This is a genomic window from Pseudomonadales bacterium, from assembly GCA_024234615.1.
In the GTDB taxonomy this organism is placed as follows: Bacteria; Pseudomonadota; Gammaproteobacteria; order Pseudomonadales; family IMCC2047; genus JAJFKB01.
Genome location: JACKNY010000001.1, coordinates 1,670,691 through 1,686,086 on the forward strand (window position 1 = coordinate 1,670,691; position 15,396 = coordinate 1,686,086).

Genomic DNA, 15,396 nt, shown 5'->3' on the forward strand with positions numbered 1-15,396 from the left:
CTTTCCATTAGCCCTTCGTTGATAACTGATTATCTGGCTTTTCTGGTTCATTCTGCAATTCAAACTGACCACTACGATCACGCGAGATCAAGCTAATGATACCCTTCTCGGCATCTCGATACAGTATTGATTTTAACCAAACTTCCCGTCCCGCAAAGTAGGCACGCACTAGCACCTCAAAGTATTCTGTGCGCACAGTAAAGTCGGCCTCATTCAGTGTCAAACCTGCCATACTCTCGTGCTGGCGGAGTGCTTCCAGCGAAGCAAAGCCACTCTCTCCCCTTGCCTCGATAATACGTTCAGCCACAGCATCATCGACTTCCGCGATAAGCGCCTTCAAAACCTCAGCAGGCGCCGTATTAATGTTGACGGCGGTAGCTTCAGGCAGGGCGGTTAAATAGGGTTGTAATTTCTCAAAGTACGCGCGCTGCATCCCCTTAGTTAAGCGTAATTCCGAAAGATGTGTCATACGTTGATTGGCCGTTCGGTAGGGTTTTTCCAAAGCCAGATAACCCTCATCCTCCGTGCCTAAATCCTGCGGAAGGATATCCCTGTCCAGCCAATCAACCCAAGCGTTGACCAGCCCTATATCCATTGCTTGGTTGTTCAGTAACCGTTTGAACGATTCCATAGATTGCACATTGGTTACCCCAGCCTGATCCACAAGATTGTTAATATTGAGGCGTGCTTGCAAATCGTGAACGCTGATTTCAATAACCCCCTGATCAAATTCATAGCGTTGCGACAATGTCGCCCAGATTTCGCCGAGATGATCTTTGGAGCCCTCCTTTTGATCAAGCTCAAAGTCACGACGTAGAATTTGCCGTGTGAAGGCTTCCCCGCCGAGTGCATATTGATAGGCCTGTGCGGCAATCAATTGGTTGCCCGTCTGCTTAATACTAACGTAGACGCGTGCCACAATTTCGCTCGCGACCAATGTTACCAGTGCGAACACCAAAAGCACCGTCATCAGCGCAACACCCTGCTGCCGATATAACCGCCTCAAAATGTTTCTCCGCCTTTAACGCGACCCAGCTGGTAGAGGCGTTTAATTTCTCCCTGTCCTTGCGTAATAAATGAGACCTCAATCGCAACAGGCAAACCTAGAACGATACTTTCCTCATGCTGAAACGGCCATTCTTTATGCCACTTCCCTTCTTCGTCCAGCACACGTAACTGGACATCTTCAATACCGCTCATCAATTTTTGGGTTTTCGGTTGACTATCCTGGGCTTGATCTAAATTTGGCCAATAATGGCGCAATAGTGACCTTTGCGTATCACTGTTCTTTGTCTCGGAAGGGAGTGAGCCCAATGAATAGGCGACACGTTGCAACTGGCTACGTAGCAGCTGCTGAGGGTTACGCCAACCCTGACGGGTGAGCTGTAACAAGTATTCGCCTTGGCCGACAACAAAACTGGGGATTTCCTCCGCATAGGGACCGCGAATTGATCGATTCACCGCTTGTTCAATATCCAATGACATAAACAGCATTGCACGCTGTATCTGTCGCAAATTTTCAGAGTGCGCCTGCACCCCTTGTTGCGACAATATCACGGCGTTCAACACTCGATAGGAGGCCGTGCCAATAATGGCGAAAATGCTTATTGCGATAAGTATTTCAAGCAGGGTAAATCCGGCCGTGTTTTTGTTGGTTTGCGCTCGCATCAGTATTTTCCCAGAAAACCCTGTAGGGTAAGCAAGCCTGATTGGGCATCCGCTTCACTGACTTTGACTTCAACACGACGTAACCAGGCGTCGCTGGTGTTAAACACCTCCACTTGCAGACGCCAGGAGTGCCCATATTGATCAAGTATTTCGTTTTGCCGCCCCAAAGCGGGCCACTCTTTTGCCACTCTCAATTCCGCCAGTTTGTTTTCCGCCAGCCAGAGTGCATAGGACTTTTGTTCGAGGTAATGGGTTTGCTGAACGCTCTGACTACTTCCCCGTATCACCGCAAAGGCACTGAGCGCAAACACCACCAACGCAATCATAACTTCCAGCAGAGTAAAGCCTCTTTGCCATTTTAAAACCCTAAGGCCGCACGAGCTGAACATCTTCGACTCCGTCGGTTATCAGGCTAGTGTCACCCTCAACATCTTTGTGATGCAGGCTTATGCTATAAGCCATACCTTCCCCGTTTGAAAAAAATAGGATTATCGGAGTCTCTTCTGCGTCAGAATTGTTCTTCTTATTCTTATCCTTCTCATCTGTCGTTGACGATCGCAGATCCACCGGTTCATCTTCGAGCATTACCGCCAACGACATCGCGTCGGGTAATTGATGTTCCGCGAATACTTTTTGTTCACTACTTTTCCAGTTTCTCTGCTGCTGATCAAACTCGAGTACTTGATAGCTATTTGGATTAATTCGTAAACCAAATTCGCGGCCCTGCAATAGGGCTTCATCCGCCGCTGTACGGATGACAACCGCCAGTCTACGCGCCTCTTTTTGTAATGTCCGCTGAGGATTGCCGCCGACGCTTAGCACCACCATCCCCGCCATAATACCGACGATGACCATGACCACCAGTATTTCGACCAGGGTAAAACCGCTGGCATTGACAGCCTTCTGCTTGATTGGCCTGCCTCGGATTATTTGAGTTTGGACAACACCAATACCCTGTGGCAATTGGGATATCATCGGCAGTAAAAAAGCGCTAATTCGACTCCCAAGAGGTAATATCTGCATCGACGCCCTCGCCACCCTCGCGACCATCCGCTCCTAAAGAATAAAGATCGAACTTGCCCTGAGCACCGGGGCTGAGATAGAGGTACTCATTACCCCAGGGATCCTTCGGTACTTTTTTCAAATAACCATCCTGGTTCCAATTTTTCGGTTCTGGCGACCCCGCCGGTTTATTCACCAGCGCCTCAAGGCCTTGATCGGTGGTGGGATAATTGAAATTATCAAGCTTGTAAAGGTCAAGCGCATTGGAAAGACTACGAATATCAGCTTGTGCCGCTGTAACTCTCGCTTCATCCGGACGCCCCATGATATTTGGCACCACCAATGCTGCTAATATCCCGAGGATGATAATAACCACCATAATTTCGATCAAAGTAAAGCCCGCCGAAAGTTGCTTTACTGATAACATTTTGCAGGTGCTTTTTCGCATTACTTTATCCATTAAATACACTATCCAACTAATTGATTAATATTAAGTATTGGCAGAAGAATTGCTAACACAATCAGCAATACGCAGCCTCCCATAAATAACAGCATAAAGGGTTCGAATAAACCCAGCATCAGCGCTATAAAATTTTGAATTTCCCGCTCTTGGTTCTGCGCTACCCGTTCAAGCATCTGGTCTAACTCGCCACTCGACTCACCGCTAGCGATCAGGTGAATCATCATCGGTGGAAAATAACCCGCCTGTTGTAAAGACGCGTGTAAGCTACCACCTTCAGTGACCTGCTGTGTGACTTCTCTGACCTTATGTTTCAACCATTGATTTGAGAGTACTTCTCCGGAAATTTTTAAAGCATCAACCAAGGGTACGGCGCTTGAGGTTAAAATACTTAAGGTGCTGGCAAAACGCGCCGTATTGACTCCCCGACTAACTTTTCCCAACAAGGGGAAGCTTAACAAACGATGGTCGAACCTTAAACGCAGAGCAGGCTTACTTAGCGCCACCCGAAAAGCAATTCCTCCCGCCAATACCAACAGCAACAGCAAAATACCAAAACTGCGTAGAAAATCGCTCAGCGCAATCAAACCACGCGTCAGCACTGGCAACTCCTGCCCTGTATCGACAAAGACATCGACAATGTCAGGCACCACATAAACCATCAGCCCAGACACTATGAGCAGCGACAGTAGCAATAAAATAACGGGATACAGGATCGCCAGCTTGATTTTCTGTCGCGATTCGGCACTGCTCTCCGTATAGTCCGCCAAGCGATTTAAAACTTTATCTAAATAACCGGACTGTTCGCCAGCCGCAACCGTAGCGCAGTACAGGTGCGAAAATGCACGAGGAAATTCCGCCAGACTTTTGGCTAAACTATGGCCTTCCAACACCCTTGCTCTCACCGCCAACAACATACTCCGAATCACTGGTTTTTCGGTTTGCTGGGCAACCGTATTGAGTGATTCTTCCAGGGGTAACGCACCCTGTACCAGGGTTGCAAGCTGGCGCGTGATCAACGCCAAATCCGCCACACTGATACGTGGACTGAACCAGCTGCGTTGTTGTTGCTGTTTGGCGCTGGACTCATCGACCTCAAGCGGCATCCAGCCTTTATCACGCAACAGCTGCCGAATTTGGCGTGAGCTATCGGCCTCAAGGACACCTTTTTTTTTGCGTCCGTTATTGTCTAGTGCTACATAGTCGTAGGCAGCCATTTAACTCTCTTGTGTGACGCGCAATACTTCTTCAATACTGGTAATCCCTGCCAGAACCCGTTGACAACCATCAGCTCTAATGCTTTGACTGTGCGTACGCGCCCATTGAGTTAACTCTGCTTCAGAGGCTTGGTTATGAATAAGTTTGCGCATCGCTTCATCTACAGCCACTACTTCAAAAATACCGATACGCCCGGAATAACCGGACTGACTACATTGGTCACAACCCACAGCACGATATATGGTCGCAGCCTCATTGCCGAGACCAAGCAACTGGCGCTCAGCTTGATCAGGCCTGTGTGACTCCTTGCAGGTATGACAGAGAACGCGCACCAAGCGCTGGGCTATCACGCCGATCAGACTGGAGGATAACAAGAAGGGTTCAACACCCATATCGTGCAAACGCGTCATCGCACCAATGGCGCTATTAGTGTGCAACGTCGATAGGACTAGGTGGCCAGTCAGACTTGCCTGTACCGCAATTTCTGCCGTTTCCAGATCACGAATTTCACCGATCATGACCACATCCGGATCCTGTCGCAAAATGGCTCTGAGGCCACGGGCAAAAGTCATATTGGCCTTGAGGTTCACCTGCGTTTGGCCAATTCCTTCCAGGTTATACTCAATCGGATCTTCGACTGTCAAAATATTGCGCTTACGATCATTGATGCTGGTCAAACCCGCATAGAGGCTCGTGGTTTTTCCCGAGCCCGTGGGGCCGGTTACCAAAATAATACCGTGTGGCCGATGCAGTAATTCATCCACTGTTTTGAGGTCATTCTCGATCATACCCAGAGCGGTCAAATCCAAACGCCCTGACTTCTTATCCAGCAGTCGCAGCACCACGCGCTCACCGTTACTGGCGGGAATGGTGGAAACACGCACATCTATTTCACGGCCAGCAACCCGCAACGAAATGCGGCCGTCTTGTGGAATGCGCTTTTCGGCAATATCGAGCTTCGCCATGACCTTTATCCGCGAAACAAGCAACGGCGCCAATGCCCGCTTTGGCTCAACGACTTCACGGAGAACACCATCAACACGAAAACGCACTACTAAACGATGTTCAAAGGTTTCGATGTGGATGTCCGACGCGCTTTGTTTGGCGGCTTCGGTCAGCAGCGCGTTAATCAAACGGATAATGGGTGCGTCATCCTCCTGCTCCATCAGATCTTCGGTGACGGGAACCGCATCCACCAAACTGACCAAGTCCAGCTCATCCCCCAAGCCTTCGACCATTTGCATGGTTTCCGAAGAATCAGTGTCGTAGGCACGTGCCAGGTATTGCTTAAATTCGGCCTGCTCGACTAGCTTCAGTTTGATAGGACAATCGAGATAACGTTGTGCTTCTGCAATAATCACTGGCTTGACGGTCTTTATTCCGATAAGCGTCACCACGCCGCTAACCTTATCATGGGTCAAAACGCCATGTCGCCGCGCAAAGTTATAAGGCAACTTTTTGCTCTGTGTCGAATCCACAGGTTCTTTGCCTCCTGGCAATGCCATCAGGTTGGATGAGGGAGCAGCTTCCATGGGCTAAATTTCTGGAACAGTGGCGCTCGGCGGCGTTTTTAACTCGGGCAGCAGCGGCCCCTGTTTGGGCAATAAAATCCAATCGGTATCATCGTTATATTTTTTCTGCCGAGCACGCATCTCATTGTAACGAGTGGTCGTCACTTCATCTGCGCTGGCTTCATCCGAGAGAATAACCGGGTGAATAAACACCATCAGGTTGTTTTTAACTGCTTGAGTGGAGGTGCTTCGAAACAAACGTCCCAAACCGGGAATACGTCCTAACACCGGAATGCGACTCTCATTTTGAGTAAACTCATCTTTGATAAGTCCACCTAATACCAAGACCTGATCGTTATCCAGTAATACCCGGGTTTTAATATTGCGTTTATTGGTCACAATATCGGCGGTAGACACCGCTGCAGTGCTAATACTTTCGACGGTCTGTTCAATGTCCAGAGTAATCGAATGATTTTGGTTAATACGCGGTTTTACCTTCAGTGTGACGCCTATATCCTGGCGTTCGATCGTCTGAAACGGATTATCTGTGGAAGAGGCAGAATTCGTCTGTGACCCAGTAATAAAGGGCACATTGGAGCCTACTAGTATTTCGGCATCTTCATTATCGAGTGTCACAATAGTCGGCGTGGACAGAATGTTAGCATTAGAGTCCGCTTCCAGAGCGCGAATCAATGCCCGTAGGGAATCATTTTTAAAATAGCCCAAAGCCAAGCCGCTACCTAAGTTAGGTATTTCAGGTGTAGTTAATGCGTTGGGAATCGCTTTAAAACCACCGAACACCCCTTCTCCACCTGGTACCGTCGAGGTCCATTGAATCCCCAGGTCGTCCATTACATCTTGGTTAACCTCAACAATCACCGCTTCAACCATCACCTGCTGGCGCCGAATATCCAGCTTAGCGATGACCCCTCGTATGGTGTTTAGCAACGCCGGTGGCGCTGTTATTATCAGGGCATTGTTTTCTTTGCTCACCTGAATGCTGACTTCACCGGAATCAAAAGGCTGATCTTTATCCGCCTTCTGAATGCTACCGCTGACCCCCTGTAGAATCGGCACAAGATCGGTCGCATTGGCATAATGAATATAGATAACCTGAGTGTTGCCTTCGCCGGATAAGGGTTGATCTAAACGACTAATAAGAGTTCGCAACTGCTGACGGGTGACGGGGTCACCTGTCATTAAAATACTATTTGAGCGTTCATCCGCCGCAAAGGTAAGGCTTTTACCATCCGCACTTTGAGAATTGGCGACACCCGGCACCAGCTTGGTAACAACCCCAACCACATCACGCGCGCTGGCAAATTTTAATGAAATAACTTCAATATCAATGGTGCCGACCTGATCAATATCACGCACAATTTTTTCGATTTCATCAATATTTCCTGCGCGATCCGCGATAATCAACACATTGGTTTGCGGATAAGCGGCCAAGTGCCCTACCTGCGGTACTAAAGGACGCAACAATGCCACCAGCTGTGGCGCAGCAACATTCTTTATTCTGATAATCCGCACCACCATATCTTCCGGTGTTTTACTGTTTTCTTTCGTATAGGGAATAGTCGATTGTTTCGCTAACGCATCGGGAATAATTTTGATCGAACCTTCCGATTCAATGGCGCTAAAGCCATGAACCTGCAAAACAGACAAGAAGACTTGATAAGCCTCCCCTTTGCTGAGTGGCTCTCCCGCCATCACCGACACTTTACCCTTCACGTTTGGATGGACGATGATGGCTTTATCCGTAACCTCTGAGGCCCAACGAATCAATTCCTGAATATCAGCATCTTCCAGTGCCAGAGTTACTTGCTCCGCATGGGAAAAGCCGACAGCAAAACAACATAATAGGCCGAAACAATAGCCTCTCACCTGGGCCAGCCATCCTCGTGCTTGCTTATATCCTTTGAGTTGCATCATATTCGTATATTTTCATTGGTTTGATTTAATTGCTCGCGTAACTGCTGCAAACGGTTTTTTAGACTCTCTTCGTTATTCCTCTTCACCGCTTGTGGTTTTTTTCCTTGGGGCGCCATACCAGGACTAGCCACAACATCCGAACCAACAATAGCAGTCTGCTCACGGGGAAACAGCAGCTTTTCCAATCGGCCACCACGTTTTAGCACCACATATTGCGGTTGCACTTCGTGCAACAAAGCATTTCCTGGTAGTTCATCACCGATAAAATAGCGCTTCGCTTTACCTCGATTATCCGTTGCAATTAGCGCGCTGGAAACCTCACTTTTCGTACTGGTAAAGCTTCCCTGCAGCACAAGTTTTAAGCGGGTTTCAGGAATATCCTGCTGCGTCGGTGCTTGCTCCTTCAACAATTCACTTTTTGCTTCACCAAAAAGATTAAGCTCAGCAAGTTGCAAAAGGTTGACTGCTCTTGCTTGTGGCTTGCGCGCGTTATTAACGGCTGCATCCGAAGGAGATGTCAGGGCAGTCGTGTCGAGTAAACTATTACTGCGAAAAATCAGAAGCCCAAGGCAAATTATTATTAGTAAACCCGCAGCCACCGGGGTCGCTACGAACTGACTGACTGCTTGTAATTTTGAGCCTTGCACCAATCGACATCCTTACAGCGTTTTGTAGCTTCTCGTAACTTTTTATAGCTTCTTGTAATTTAAGTTTTCTAAAACAACCTTAGTATTATAGCTAACAAACCCAGATAAAACATTGAAAGGTAACAGATCTTTTTTTATACAAATACCCTCTTATCTCAAAATGGCGGCCTGTAAAACTCCTACTTCCTGCTGACTTCTCTCAAAATATTTTAATCGTCGATTCCCCTTCAGAAATCCTACAATTCGAGACTTATTAAGTTTCGGCAGAATCATCAAAACAAACTCGAATCTCCCGGCTCATCGGTTCCTATTATCCAGACTACGGTTTCAAACCAATATTTTTTAGCTCGACCTCATCGCAACAAATCTTTATAGTACGCCCCTCTCAAAATCACTGCTCTACCTAACCTCAGGAATTATCCGTTGATTTCCACCGCAAACATCACTATGCAATTCGGCGCCAAACCTTTGTTTGAAAACATATCCGTTAAATTTGGTGAAGGTAATCGCTATGGGTTAATTGGAGCAAATGGTTGTGGCAAATCCACTTTTATGAAAATTCTGGATGGTAGCCTAGCACCTAGTTCCGGCAATGTATCGATTACTCCGAATGAAAGAATCGGTAAGTTGCACCAGGATCAATTTGCTTTTGAACAGCACAGTGTCGTTGACACTGTGATCATGGGGCATTCTGAATTGTGGCAGGTTAAGCAGGAACGAGATCGGCTCTACAGTCTGCCAGAAATGTCTGACGAGGAAGGTATGCGGGTCGCTGATTTGGAAATCCAGTTCGCTGAGATGGATGGCTACAGCGCTGAAAGCCGCGCGGGGGAAATTCTATTGGGTGCCGGTATTGCAGAAGAATTTCATTTCGGCCCCATGAGCGAAGTCGCTCCTGGCTGGAAGTTGCGCGTATTGTTGGCCCAAGCATTGTTTTCCGACCCTGACATCTTACTTTTAGACGAACCAACCAACAACCTCGACATCAATACGATTCGCTGGTTAGAGGCAGTGCTAAATGAGCGCAAAAGTACAATGGTCATTATTTCTCATGACCGTCATTTTTTAAACGCCGTGTGCACCCATATGGCCGATATCGATTTTGGTGAATTACGCGTTTATCCAGGTAATTATGATGATTTTATGATGGCATCGACCCAAGCCCGCGAAAGGATGCAGTCCGAGAATGCTAAAAAGAAGGCGCAAATCGCAGAGCTACAGCAGTTCGTCAGCCGCTTTTCAGCTAACGCCTCAAAAGCCAAGCAAGCAACTTCACGAGCAAAACAGATTGGTAAAATCAAACTGGATGAAATTAAACCGTCTAGCCGAGTAAGCCCATTCATTCGATTTAACCAAGACAAAAAATTACATCGCCAAGCATTAGTGTTGGAAAAAGTTGGGCATGGCTTTGATGATGAACTGCTTTTTGATAATGGCAATATGATATTGGAAGCTGGTGAACGACTCGCTATTATTGGTGAAAACGGCGCGGGAAAAACAACCTTTTTACGCTGTCTTATGAACGAAATCACTGCCAAAAAGGGCCAGATTAAATGGGCAGAAAACGCAACATTGGGCTATTGTCCACAGGATAGCAATGCGGATTTCGACAGCGATCTGAATTTATTTGATTGGATGGTGCAGTGGCGCAAACCCTATCATGACGATCAGGTGGTGCGCGCCACATTAGGGCGCCTTTTGTTTTCAACGGAAGATTTCAACAAAAAAGTGAAAGTCTGTTCCGGTGGGGAGAAAAATCGGCTTTTGTTCGGCAAGCTCATGCTCAAAGATTGCAATGTGCTGATACTAGACGAACCGACCAATCACCTCGACATGGAAGCCATTGAGGCACTCAACCTAGCGCTGGAGCACTACCAAGGCACCCTGATTTTCGTCAGTCATGATCGTGAGTTTGTTTCATCACTCGCTACTCGTGTCGTCGAGATCAAGGCGCAGCAGCTGGTTGATTTCCAGGGTACTTATGAAGAATATCTCGCTAGCCAGGATAATATTGCCCAAACGGCTACCTATCGATAATCACCTAAGTTATTCGTCCACTCTACCCCGTAACGCTTTCATTCTAGAGTGCTGAGTTTTACTGTCTAAGCGCTTTTTCTGAGAAGACTTACTGGGCTTGGTGGGCCGCCTGGCCTTTTGCATCACGGCGGCGTTTTTTATCATTTCCCGCAACCGACTGAGCGCATCTTCCCGATTTTTTTCCTGAGTGCGAAATTGCTGGGCTTTGATCACAATCACACCCTCTTTACTGATGCGACTATCACGCAGTTGCAGCAACCTTTGCTTATAAAAAGCCGGTAATGTGGAGGCCTGCACATCAAATCGCAGATGGATGGCGGAAGATACTTTATTGACGTTCTGCCCGCCAGAGCCCTGTGCACGAATTGCGGAAAGCTCTATCTCTTCATCGGGAATAGTGACGTTGGTGGAAATAATTAGCACTGATCGCGCACCCTCAAACAACAAATCTTTCAATCAAAACGCAATCATTATGCCAAGCGAAGGCGCCAGTGGCAGTAACTTTTTCTCATTACGGGTAAATAGGTACTTTCCGTCAACTTCCTCTACATCGTATTCAACACCGGCAATATTGTTGCGCCCAAATACATTAGTAATATCGACACTCAATGTAATTTCGGCATTAGTCAATTGCCAGCTCTTACGTAGGCTCAAATCCAACGAAAAGTAATTGCGTAACTCCGTATTGTTTAACACACTCGCTAATGACAACTGCGTACCGACCGGAATAGCCGCTGGCAAACTTGAGCCCCACCAACCGGTATGCCACGTAAGATTACTGGAAAGAATTAAACTGCCCCGTTGCCAGGTTAGGCCGGTATTGATGGTATGGCGCTGTGACCAGCGGCGCGGCACCCACTGCCCTTCTATCTTATCTTCTGCATTTAGGTAGCTGAAACGCAGTTGCCCAGAAAGTGAGTCGGACAGGTTAAAATTAGCCGATAACTCCAAACCTTTAACTAGTGCTCGTTCAGGCTTTACAGCGATGCGATCCCGTTCCATATGTGGTTGCAGCGCAAAGGTGTTAAACAGGTTTTCATAACGCGTTTTTTGTGCGCGGTAACCTTTAAAAAAGACCTCGGCCTTTAACTGGAACTCATCATTGGGATGCCACTCGATATTGGTTATGAGCTGGTCAGAACGTTGCGGCCGAAAATAGTTTTCCAGCCCATCTAACACCTGTAGCTCATGCAAACCTTCCGGCTGATAAAACCTACCAATGCTCGCGCGCACGCTAAGCTCTTCGTTTATCTCATACAACACACCAATTCTTGGAGACGTATTTTCTGCGGCTCCGTTAAAGTAATAATCTTGATAATCCCAGCGAATGCCTGGCTGTATTGTGAGTTTGGGGGAGACTTTAAGCTGCGCTGTTAGATATGCACCCCCGGACCATCCGTTAGGATTAAGCTCTACCTGGCGAAAAGATTGCTCATCCTGGCCAAAGAGTTGACCGATAACACCCCGTTCAACAGCTCCTGCGTAACGGTATTCCGCCCAGCCGTATTCCGCTTGTAAACCAAATTCCACAAGATGCTTATCAAGATCAATCCGGTAATCATTGCGTATCGATAACCGCTCAATTTCCTGTTGATAATCCAGAAACATCGGTACCGATGGATCATCCATGCCAACACCACTATCCTCAGGGGCAACAAACTGGGTTTGATCGCGTTCGCTGAATAGATAGGCAAGCACTAGCGCACTCGAAAGAGTATCGCTATGACGTGTCTGCAAACGACTCCATATGTGATACGTATCAATGCTAGACGTCGCCTTTTCCTCATCGTCGATGAGGGTGACATTATCTTTTACTATAAAGGCGCCAAGATAGAGCTCTGTATCATCGTTAAGTACCATGCCAACTCTAGCGAAGGCGTCGGCATAACGCGGAGTACCTAAATCGGATGCCGTTGTATTACTGATATCGGCCAAATTACTGCGTCGTGCTGACACCAGCCAATCCATCGGCATAAACCGTTCCGAATAGCCTCTGGTATTGATAAATGAAGAGAACACTGATACGCCTAGTTCCGTGCGAGTTTCCACTATCGGCATCGCCGTAGAAACATCCATCACCCCGCTCATACGATTACCGTAACGGGCCGGAAAACCTCCAGTATAGAAATCAATCGACTCAATGGTACGCCCGTCAATAGTACTGAAAATACTGTGAAAATCGGCTAAATGGAAGGGCTCCAATAACTCGACACCATCCAACAAAATTAAAACCTCATCCTGTAAGCCGCCACGTATCGGCGGTTTTGCGCTCACCCCCACCGAGGAAATACCGGGCAAATGCGTGATAATTCTGAGTGAATCGCCGCCCAGTGCGGGCACATAGTTCATTTCATCAGCCGACAATGCAATCGCTGACATCAGACTGTCATCACCCGGCAAACGGTAGCGGCTTCCGGTGACAATTACAGATTCAATCCAGTTATTATCCAGCATAACAACCGGGTTCCCATCCAGCCTTTGCGCCTTAACAAGACGCGTTTGAAAACCATCGGCGCTAATCGCGAGTTGCTCTGCTAACGAGGCCACCTCTATTTCAAAATAACCACCGACAAGAGAGGTTGAGGACAGGCCTGACACTTCACTTACGATATCCGCATTCGCAATCGCTTCACCTTCAGCTGAAACCAGATAGCCCGAGAGCAGACGCCGCTGACTGCTATCTCGCGTAATCACCCACAAGTTTCCCATGCGTTTCAGTGCTAAACCATGGGCCGGTAATATCGCTTGCAGCGTCGTTATTGAAATTTTTTCTAATTCAACCGGGATATCAGAGGTAACCAGCTCGCTACTGTAGATAATCCGATAGCCTTTAGCACGCAGTGATTCCACCGCCTCAAGCAACGATATGGCGGTGCTGGCTAGCCCCAAAGTTGACCAACTCCAACTCAACTGGAGCAGCAATAGCATGAAACAAAGAACGAGCGTTGACCGTCCATGCCAAGGCATGCTCGGCCCCTTTAATCTGCGGGCAATTAGTTGAGATACACTGGATGTCCTGCGTTCCATGATCTTCTAATTATCACTCATCTGCTGCTCCTCTTAAGGCCTACACGCCTATTCTTCGATCAAAGAAATGTAGAGCGTATGAGTATTAGGTCGTTTTGCACTGAGCCGGGTCGTCGCCAGCACGACATCTATCGCCTGCTCCGGCGTAAATAAAGAAACATCACCATGTAACACTGTTTTTTTAGCATTATGCGTGGTCTGGTCATCATCAAATATTAATCTTAACCCAGCCTCTCTCGCCGCCCAGTGCAGGAATTCATAAGCAGTGCGCCCTTCAATACTAAAACTCTCCGCAAGCTGCATATTCCAATCCCAGCTTTCACCACGCTTTTCCGATTTGGTGATTTCCACTTTGCTGTCCTTGGATATATTGATTTGCTGCGCATACTCCGCCTGAGCATCAGCGCGATATTCACCCTCTGCCACCGCCACCATAATGGCACCTTCACGTACCGCAGTCGTCACACCAGTAGCATCATAGGTGACACGAAACTGTGTGCCGATATCACGAATTATCGCCAGCGGTGTGCTCACCAGGATACTAGAGGAACCCTGTTTGCCTAGTGTAGCGGTATCAATATAAAGCTGGCCTTTGAGTAGCTGCAATTTATGTGGATATATCCTTACCTGGGTATTTTCATTTAATCTGACTTGTATTTCCCCAAGATTAAACGCGAGTAGCGTCCGCTCAGAGGTCTGCAATGTCGTGTCCGAAAAAACCTCCTGGCCGACTGCCAATGAAATACGTTTACCTTTCTCATCAACCCCCTTCGGTTCGCCGATGAATTTTGTTACCTTAGCCAAAGCTTCGTGCGCCAGCCATTGTTGCTGCAAGGTAGCGCCAAAGAAGAGATATAGCATCGTCAGTGAAGCACACAGGCCTATTACCCCGGAGACCACCCGGCGACGGCTGCGACGTTTATCTATCACCTGCGACAGTTCATCGCCAAATACCCGTGACCAGGCTACCTTGGTGGCCTCTGGCATATTCGAACGAGGCCCCACCAAGCGAAGAATTTTAGCAATACTGTCTTCTTCGTTATCCGGGCCTACCTGATCATTACTTTTTTCCATTTTTACCTCTCGATCAAGGGGTATCCCTGGTTTCATCTTTGTCGAAAATAGCAAACGCAGCGCTACAACAAAGCTCACGAAAGGCACTTCTGGCACGAGCCAAAAGCGATTGCACCGCCACATCGCCCATATTGAAATGGCTTGCAATTTCTTGCGAGCTGGCACCCTCTATGTACTTCATTTCGAGAGCGCTAGCGTAGCGCTCCGGTAATTGATCCAATACCAGTTGGATCATGCTAATCAACTCTTCGCGCCGACAACACGCTTCCGGGTTATCCTCAGCCACCGTCTCAATGGATTCGACGACTGCACGCAGAACATCATCATTAAGAAAAGGCGCCATTAAATCCCGGTGACGCTCTGCATTATGTAGGTACTGGGAAATTTCATGGCGACAAATTTGAATCAACCAGGTCAGTAGTGCGGCTTCGCCACGATAGGTTTCAATCCGCCGCGCCGCCTTAGTCAAAACCTCCTGCACCACATCTTCGACCTGTCGTTGATCCTGTAAGCGCTGATAGGCATAACGATAAAGTTTAGGAAAATACTCGTCTACAAAGGCTTTAAAGGCACGCTCATCGCCAACCAGCATTTTCTTTACCAGTTTGCGATCACGCGCGTTCTGTATCGGCGTTGCTATTTTGAGGTTGCTTAACATCAAATGACTCGCCCTGCCTTTTCCTTAGCTCGTTAATTTTAGCACTCTTTAGTCATAGAGCGTTCCGCTTCTAATTATCTGTCGGTGATCACGAATCTATTCTGATTTTCTATTTTTCAATCAAAACGACAGATTTCCTTAATGTCAGCCCTCTCACTG

At 47.6% G+C, this 15,396-nt stretch carries 14 protein-coding genes; 1 reads left to right on the plus strand and 13 read right to left on the minus strand.

Going from position 1 to position 15,396, the window contains the following annotated elements:
- Window positions 1–7: 7 nt before the first annotated feature.
- Genes gspK through H6995_07695 form a run of 9 tightly spaced genes read right to left on the minus strand, consistent with a single transcriptional unit; the run spans window position 8 to window position 8,441 of the window.
- Window positions 8–1,006, minus strand: a complete 999-nt coding sequence (gene gspK / locus H6995_07655; GenBank protein ID MCP5214867.1) for a type II secretion system minor pseudopilin GspK — start codon at window positions 1,004–1,006, stop codon at window positions 8–10.
- Window positions 1,003–1,668, minus strand: a complete 666-nt coding sequence (gspJ, locus tag H6995_07660; protein ID MCP5214868.1) for a type II secretion system minor pseudopilin GspJ — start codon at window positions 1,666–1,668, stop codon at window positions 1,003–1,005. The genes gspK and gspJ overlap by 4 nt, the downstream gene beginning before the upstream one ends.
- Complete coding sequence (gene gspI / locus H6995_07665) at window positions 1,668–2,057, minus strand: type II secretion system minor pseudopilin GspI (protein ID MCP5214869.1); 390 nt, start codon at window positions 2,055–2,057, stop codon at window positions 1,668–1,670. Before gspI ends, gspJ begins: the two co-directional genes overlap by 1 nt.
- Window positions 2,035–2,691 carry a type II secretion system minor pseudopilin GspH gene (gene gspH, locus H6995_07670; GenBank protein ID MCP5214870.1) on the minus strand — a complete coding sequence of 219 codons (657 nt, stop codon included), beginning with the start codon at window positions 2,689–2,691 and terminating at the stop codon, window positions 2,035–2,037. The genes gspI and gspH overlap by 23 nt, the downstream gene beginning before the upstream one ends.
- Window positions 2,660–3,130 (minus strand): type II secretion system major pseudopilin GspG, encoded by a 471-nt coding sequence (gspG, locus tag H6995_07675; protein ID MCP5214871.1) that lies wholly within the window; start codon window positions 3,128–3,130, stop codon window positions 2,660–2,662. The genes gspH and gspG overlap by 32 nt, the downstream gene beginning before the upstream one ends.
- 8 nt (window positions 3,131–3,138) lie before the next feature.
- Window positions 3,139–4,347: a type II secretion system inner membrane protein GspF gene (gene gspF / locus H6995_07680; protein MCP5214872.1), complete on the minus strand. Its 1,209-nt coding sequence runs from the start codon at window positions 4,345–4,347 to the stop codon at window positions 3,139–3,141.
- Window positions 4,348–5,853: a type II secretion system ATPase GspE gene (gene gspE, locus H6995_07685; protein ID MCP5214873.1), complete on the minus strand. Its 1,506-nt coding sequence runs from the start codon at window positions 5,851–5,853 to the stop codon at window positions 4,348–4,350.
- Between the two features lie 30 nt (window positions 5,854–5,883).
- Window positions 5,884–7,794 (minus strand): type II secretion system secretin GspD, encoded by a 1,911-nt coding sequence (gspD, locus tag H6995_07690; GenBank protein ID MCP5214874.1) that lies wholly within the window; start codon window positions 7,792–7,794, stop codon window positions 5,884–5,886.
- Window positions 7,791–8,441 carry a hypothetical protein gene (locus H6995_07695; GenBank protein MCP5214875.1) on the minus strand — a complete coding sequence of 217 codons (651 nt, stop codon included), beginning with the start codon at window positions 8,439–8,441 and terminating at the stop codon, window positions 7,791–7,793. The genes gspD and H6995_07695 overlap by 4 nt, the downstream gene beginning before the upstream one ends.
- 423 nt (window positions 8,442–8,864) lie before the next feature.
- On the opposite strand from H6995_07695, the gene H6995_07700 reads away from it, so the two are divergent.
- Window positions 8,865–10,478, plus strand: coding sequence for an ABC-F family ATPase (locus H6995_07700; protein ID MCP5214876.1), 1,614 nt, complete (start codon window positions 8,865–8,867; stop codon window positions 10,476–10,478).
- Window positions 10,479–10,487: 9 nt separating this feature from the next.
- Here the strand turns inward: H6995_07700 and arfB are convergent, their stop codons facing one another.
- From arfB to H6995_07720, 4 genes are all read right to left on the minus strand, one after another.
- Window positions 10,488–10,901 carry an aminoacyl-tRNA hydrolase gene (gene arfB, locus H6995_07705; protein ID MCP5214877.1) on the minus strand — a complete coding sequence of 138 codons (414 nt, stop codon included), beginning with the start codon at window positions 10,899–10,901 and terminating at the stop codon, window positions 10,488–10,490.
- 33 nt (window positions 10,902–10,934) lie between these two features.
- Window positions 10,935–13,445, minus strand: coding sequence for a TonB-dependent receptor (locus H6995_07710; protein MCP5214878.1), 2,511 nt, complete (start codon window positions 13,443–13,445; stop codon window positions 10,935–10,937).
- Window positions 13,446–13,553: 108 nt separating this feature from the next.
- Window positions 13,554–14,579, minus strand: coding sequence for a FecR domain-containing protein (locus tag H6995_07715; GenBank protein ID MCP5214879.1), 1,026 nt, complete (start codon window positions 14,577–14,579; stop codon window positions 13,554–13,556).
- Between the two features lie 13 nt (window positions 14,580–14,592).
- Complete coding sequence (locus H6995_07720; protein MCP5214880.1) at window positions 14,593–15,237, minus strand: sigma-70 family RNA polymerase sigma factor; 645 nt, start codon at window positions 15,235–15,237, stop codon at window positions 14,593–14,595.
- Window positions 15,238–15,396 lie beyond the last annotated feature (159 nt).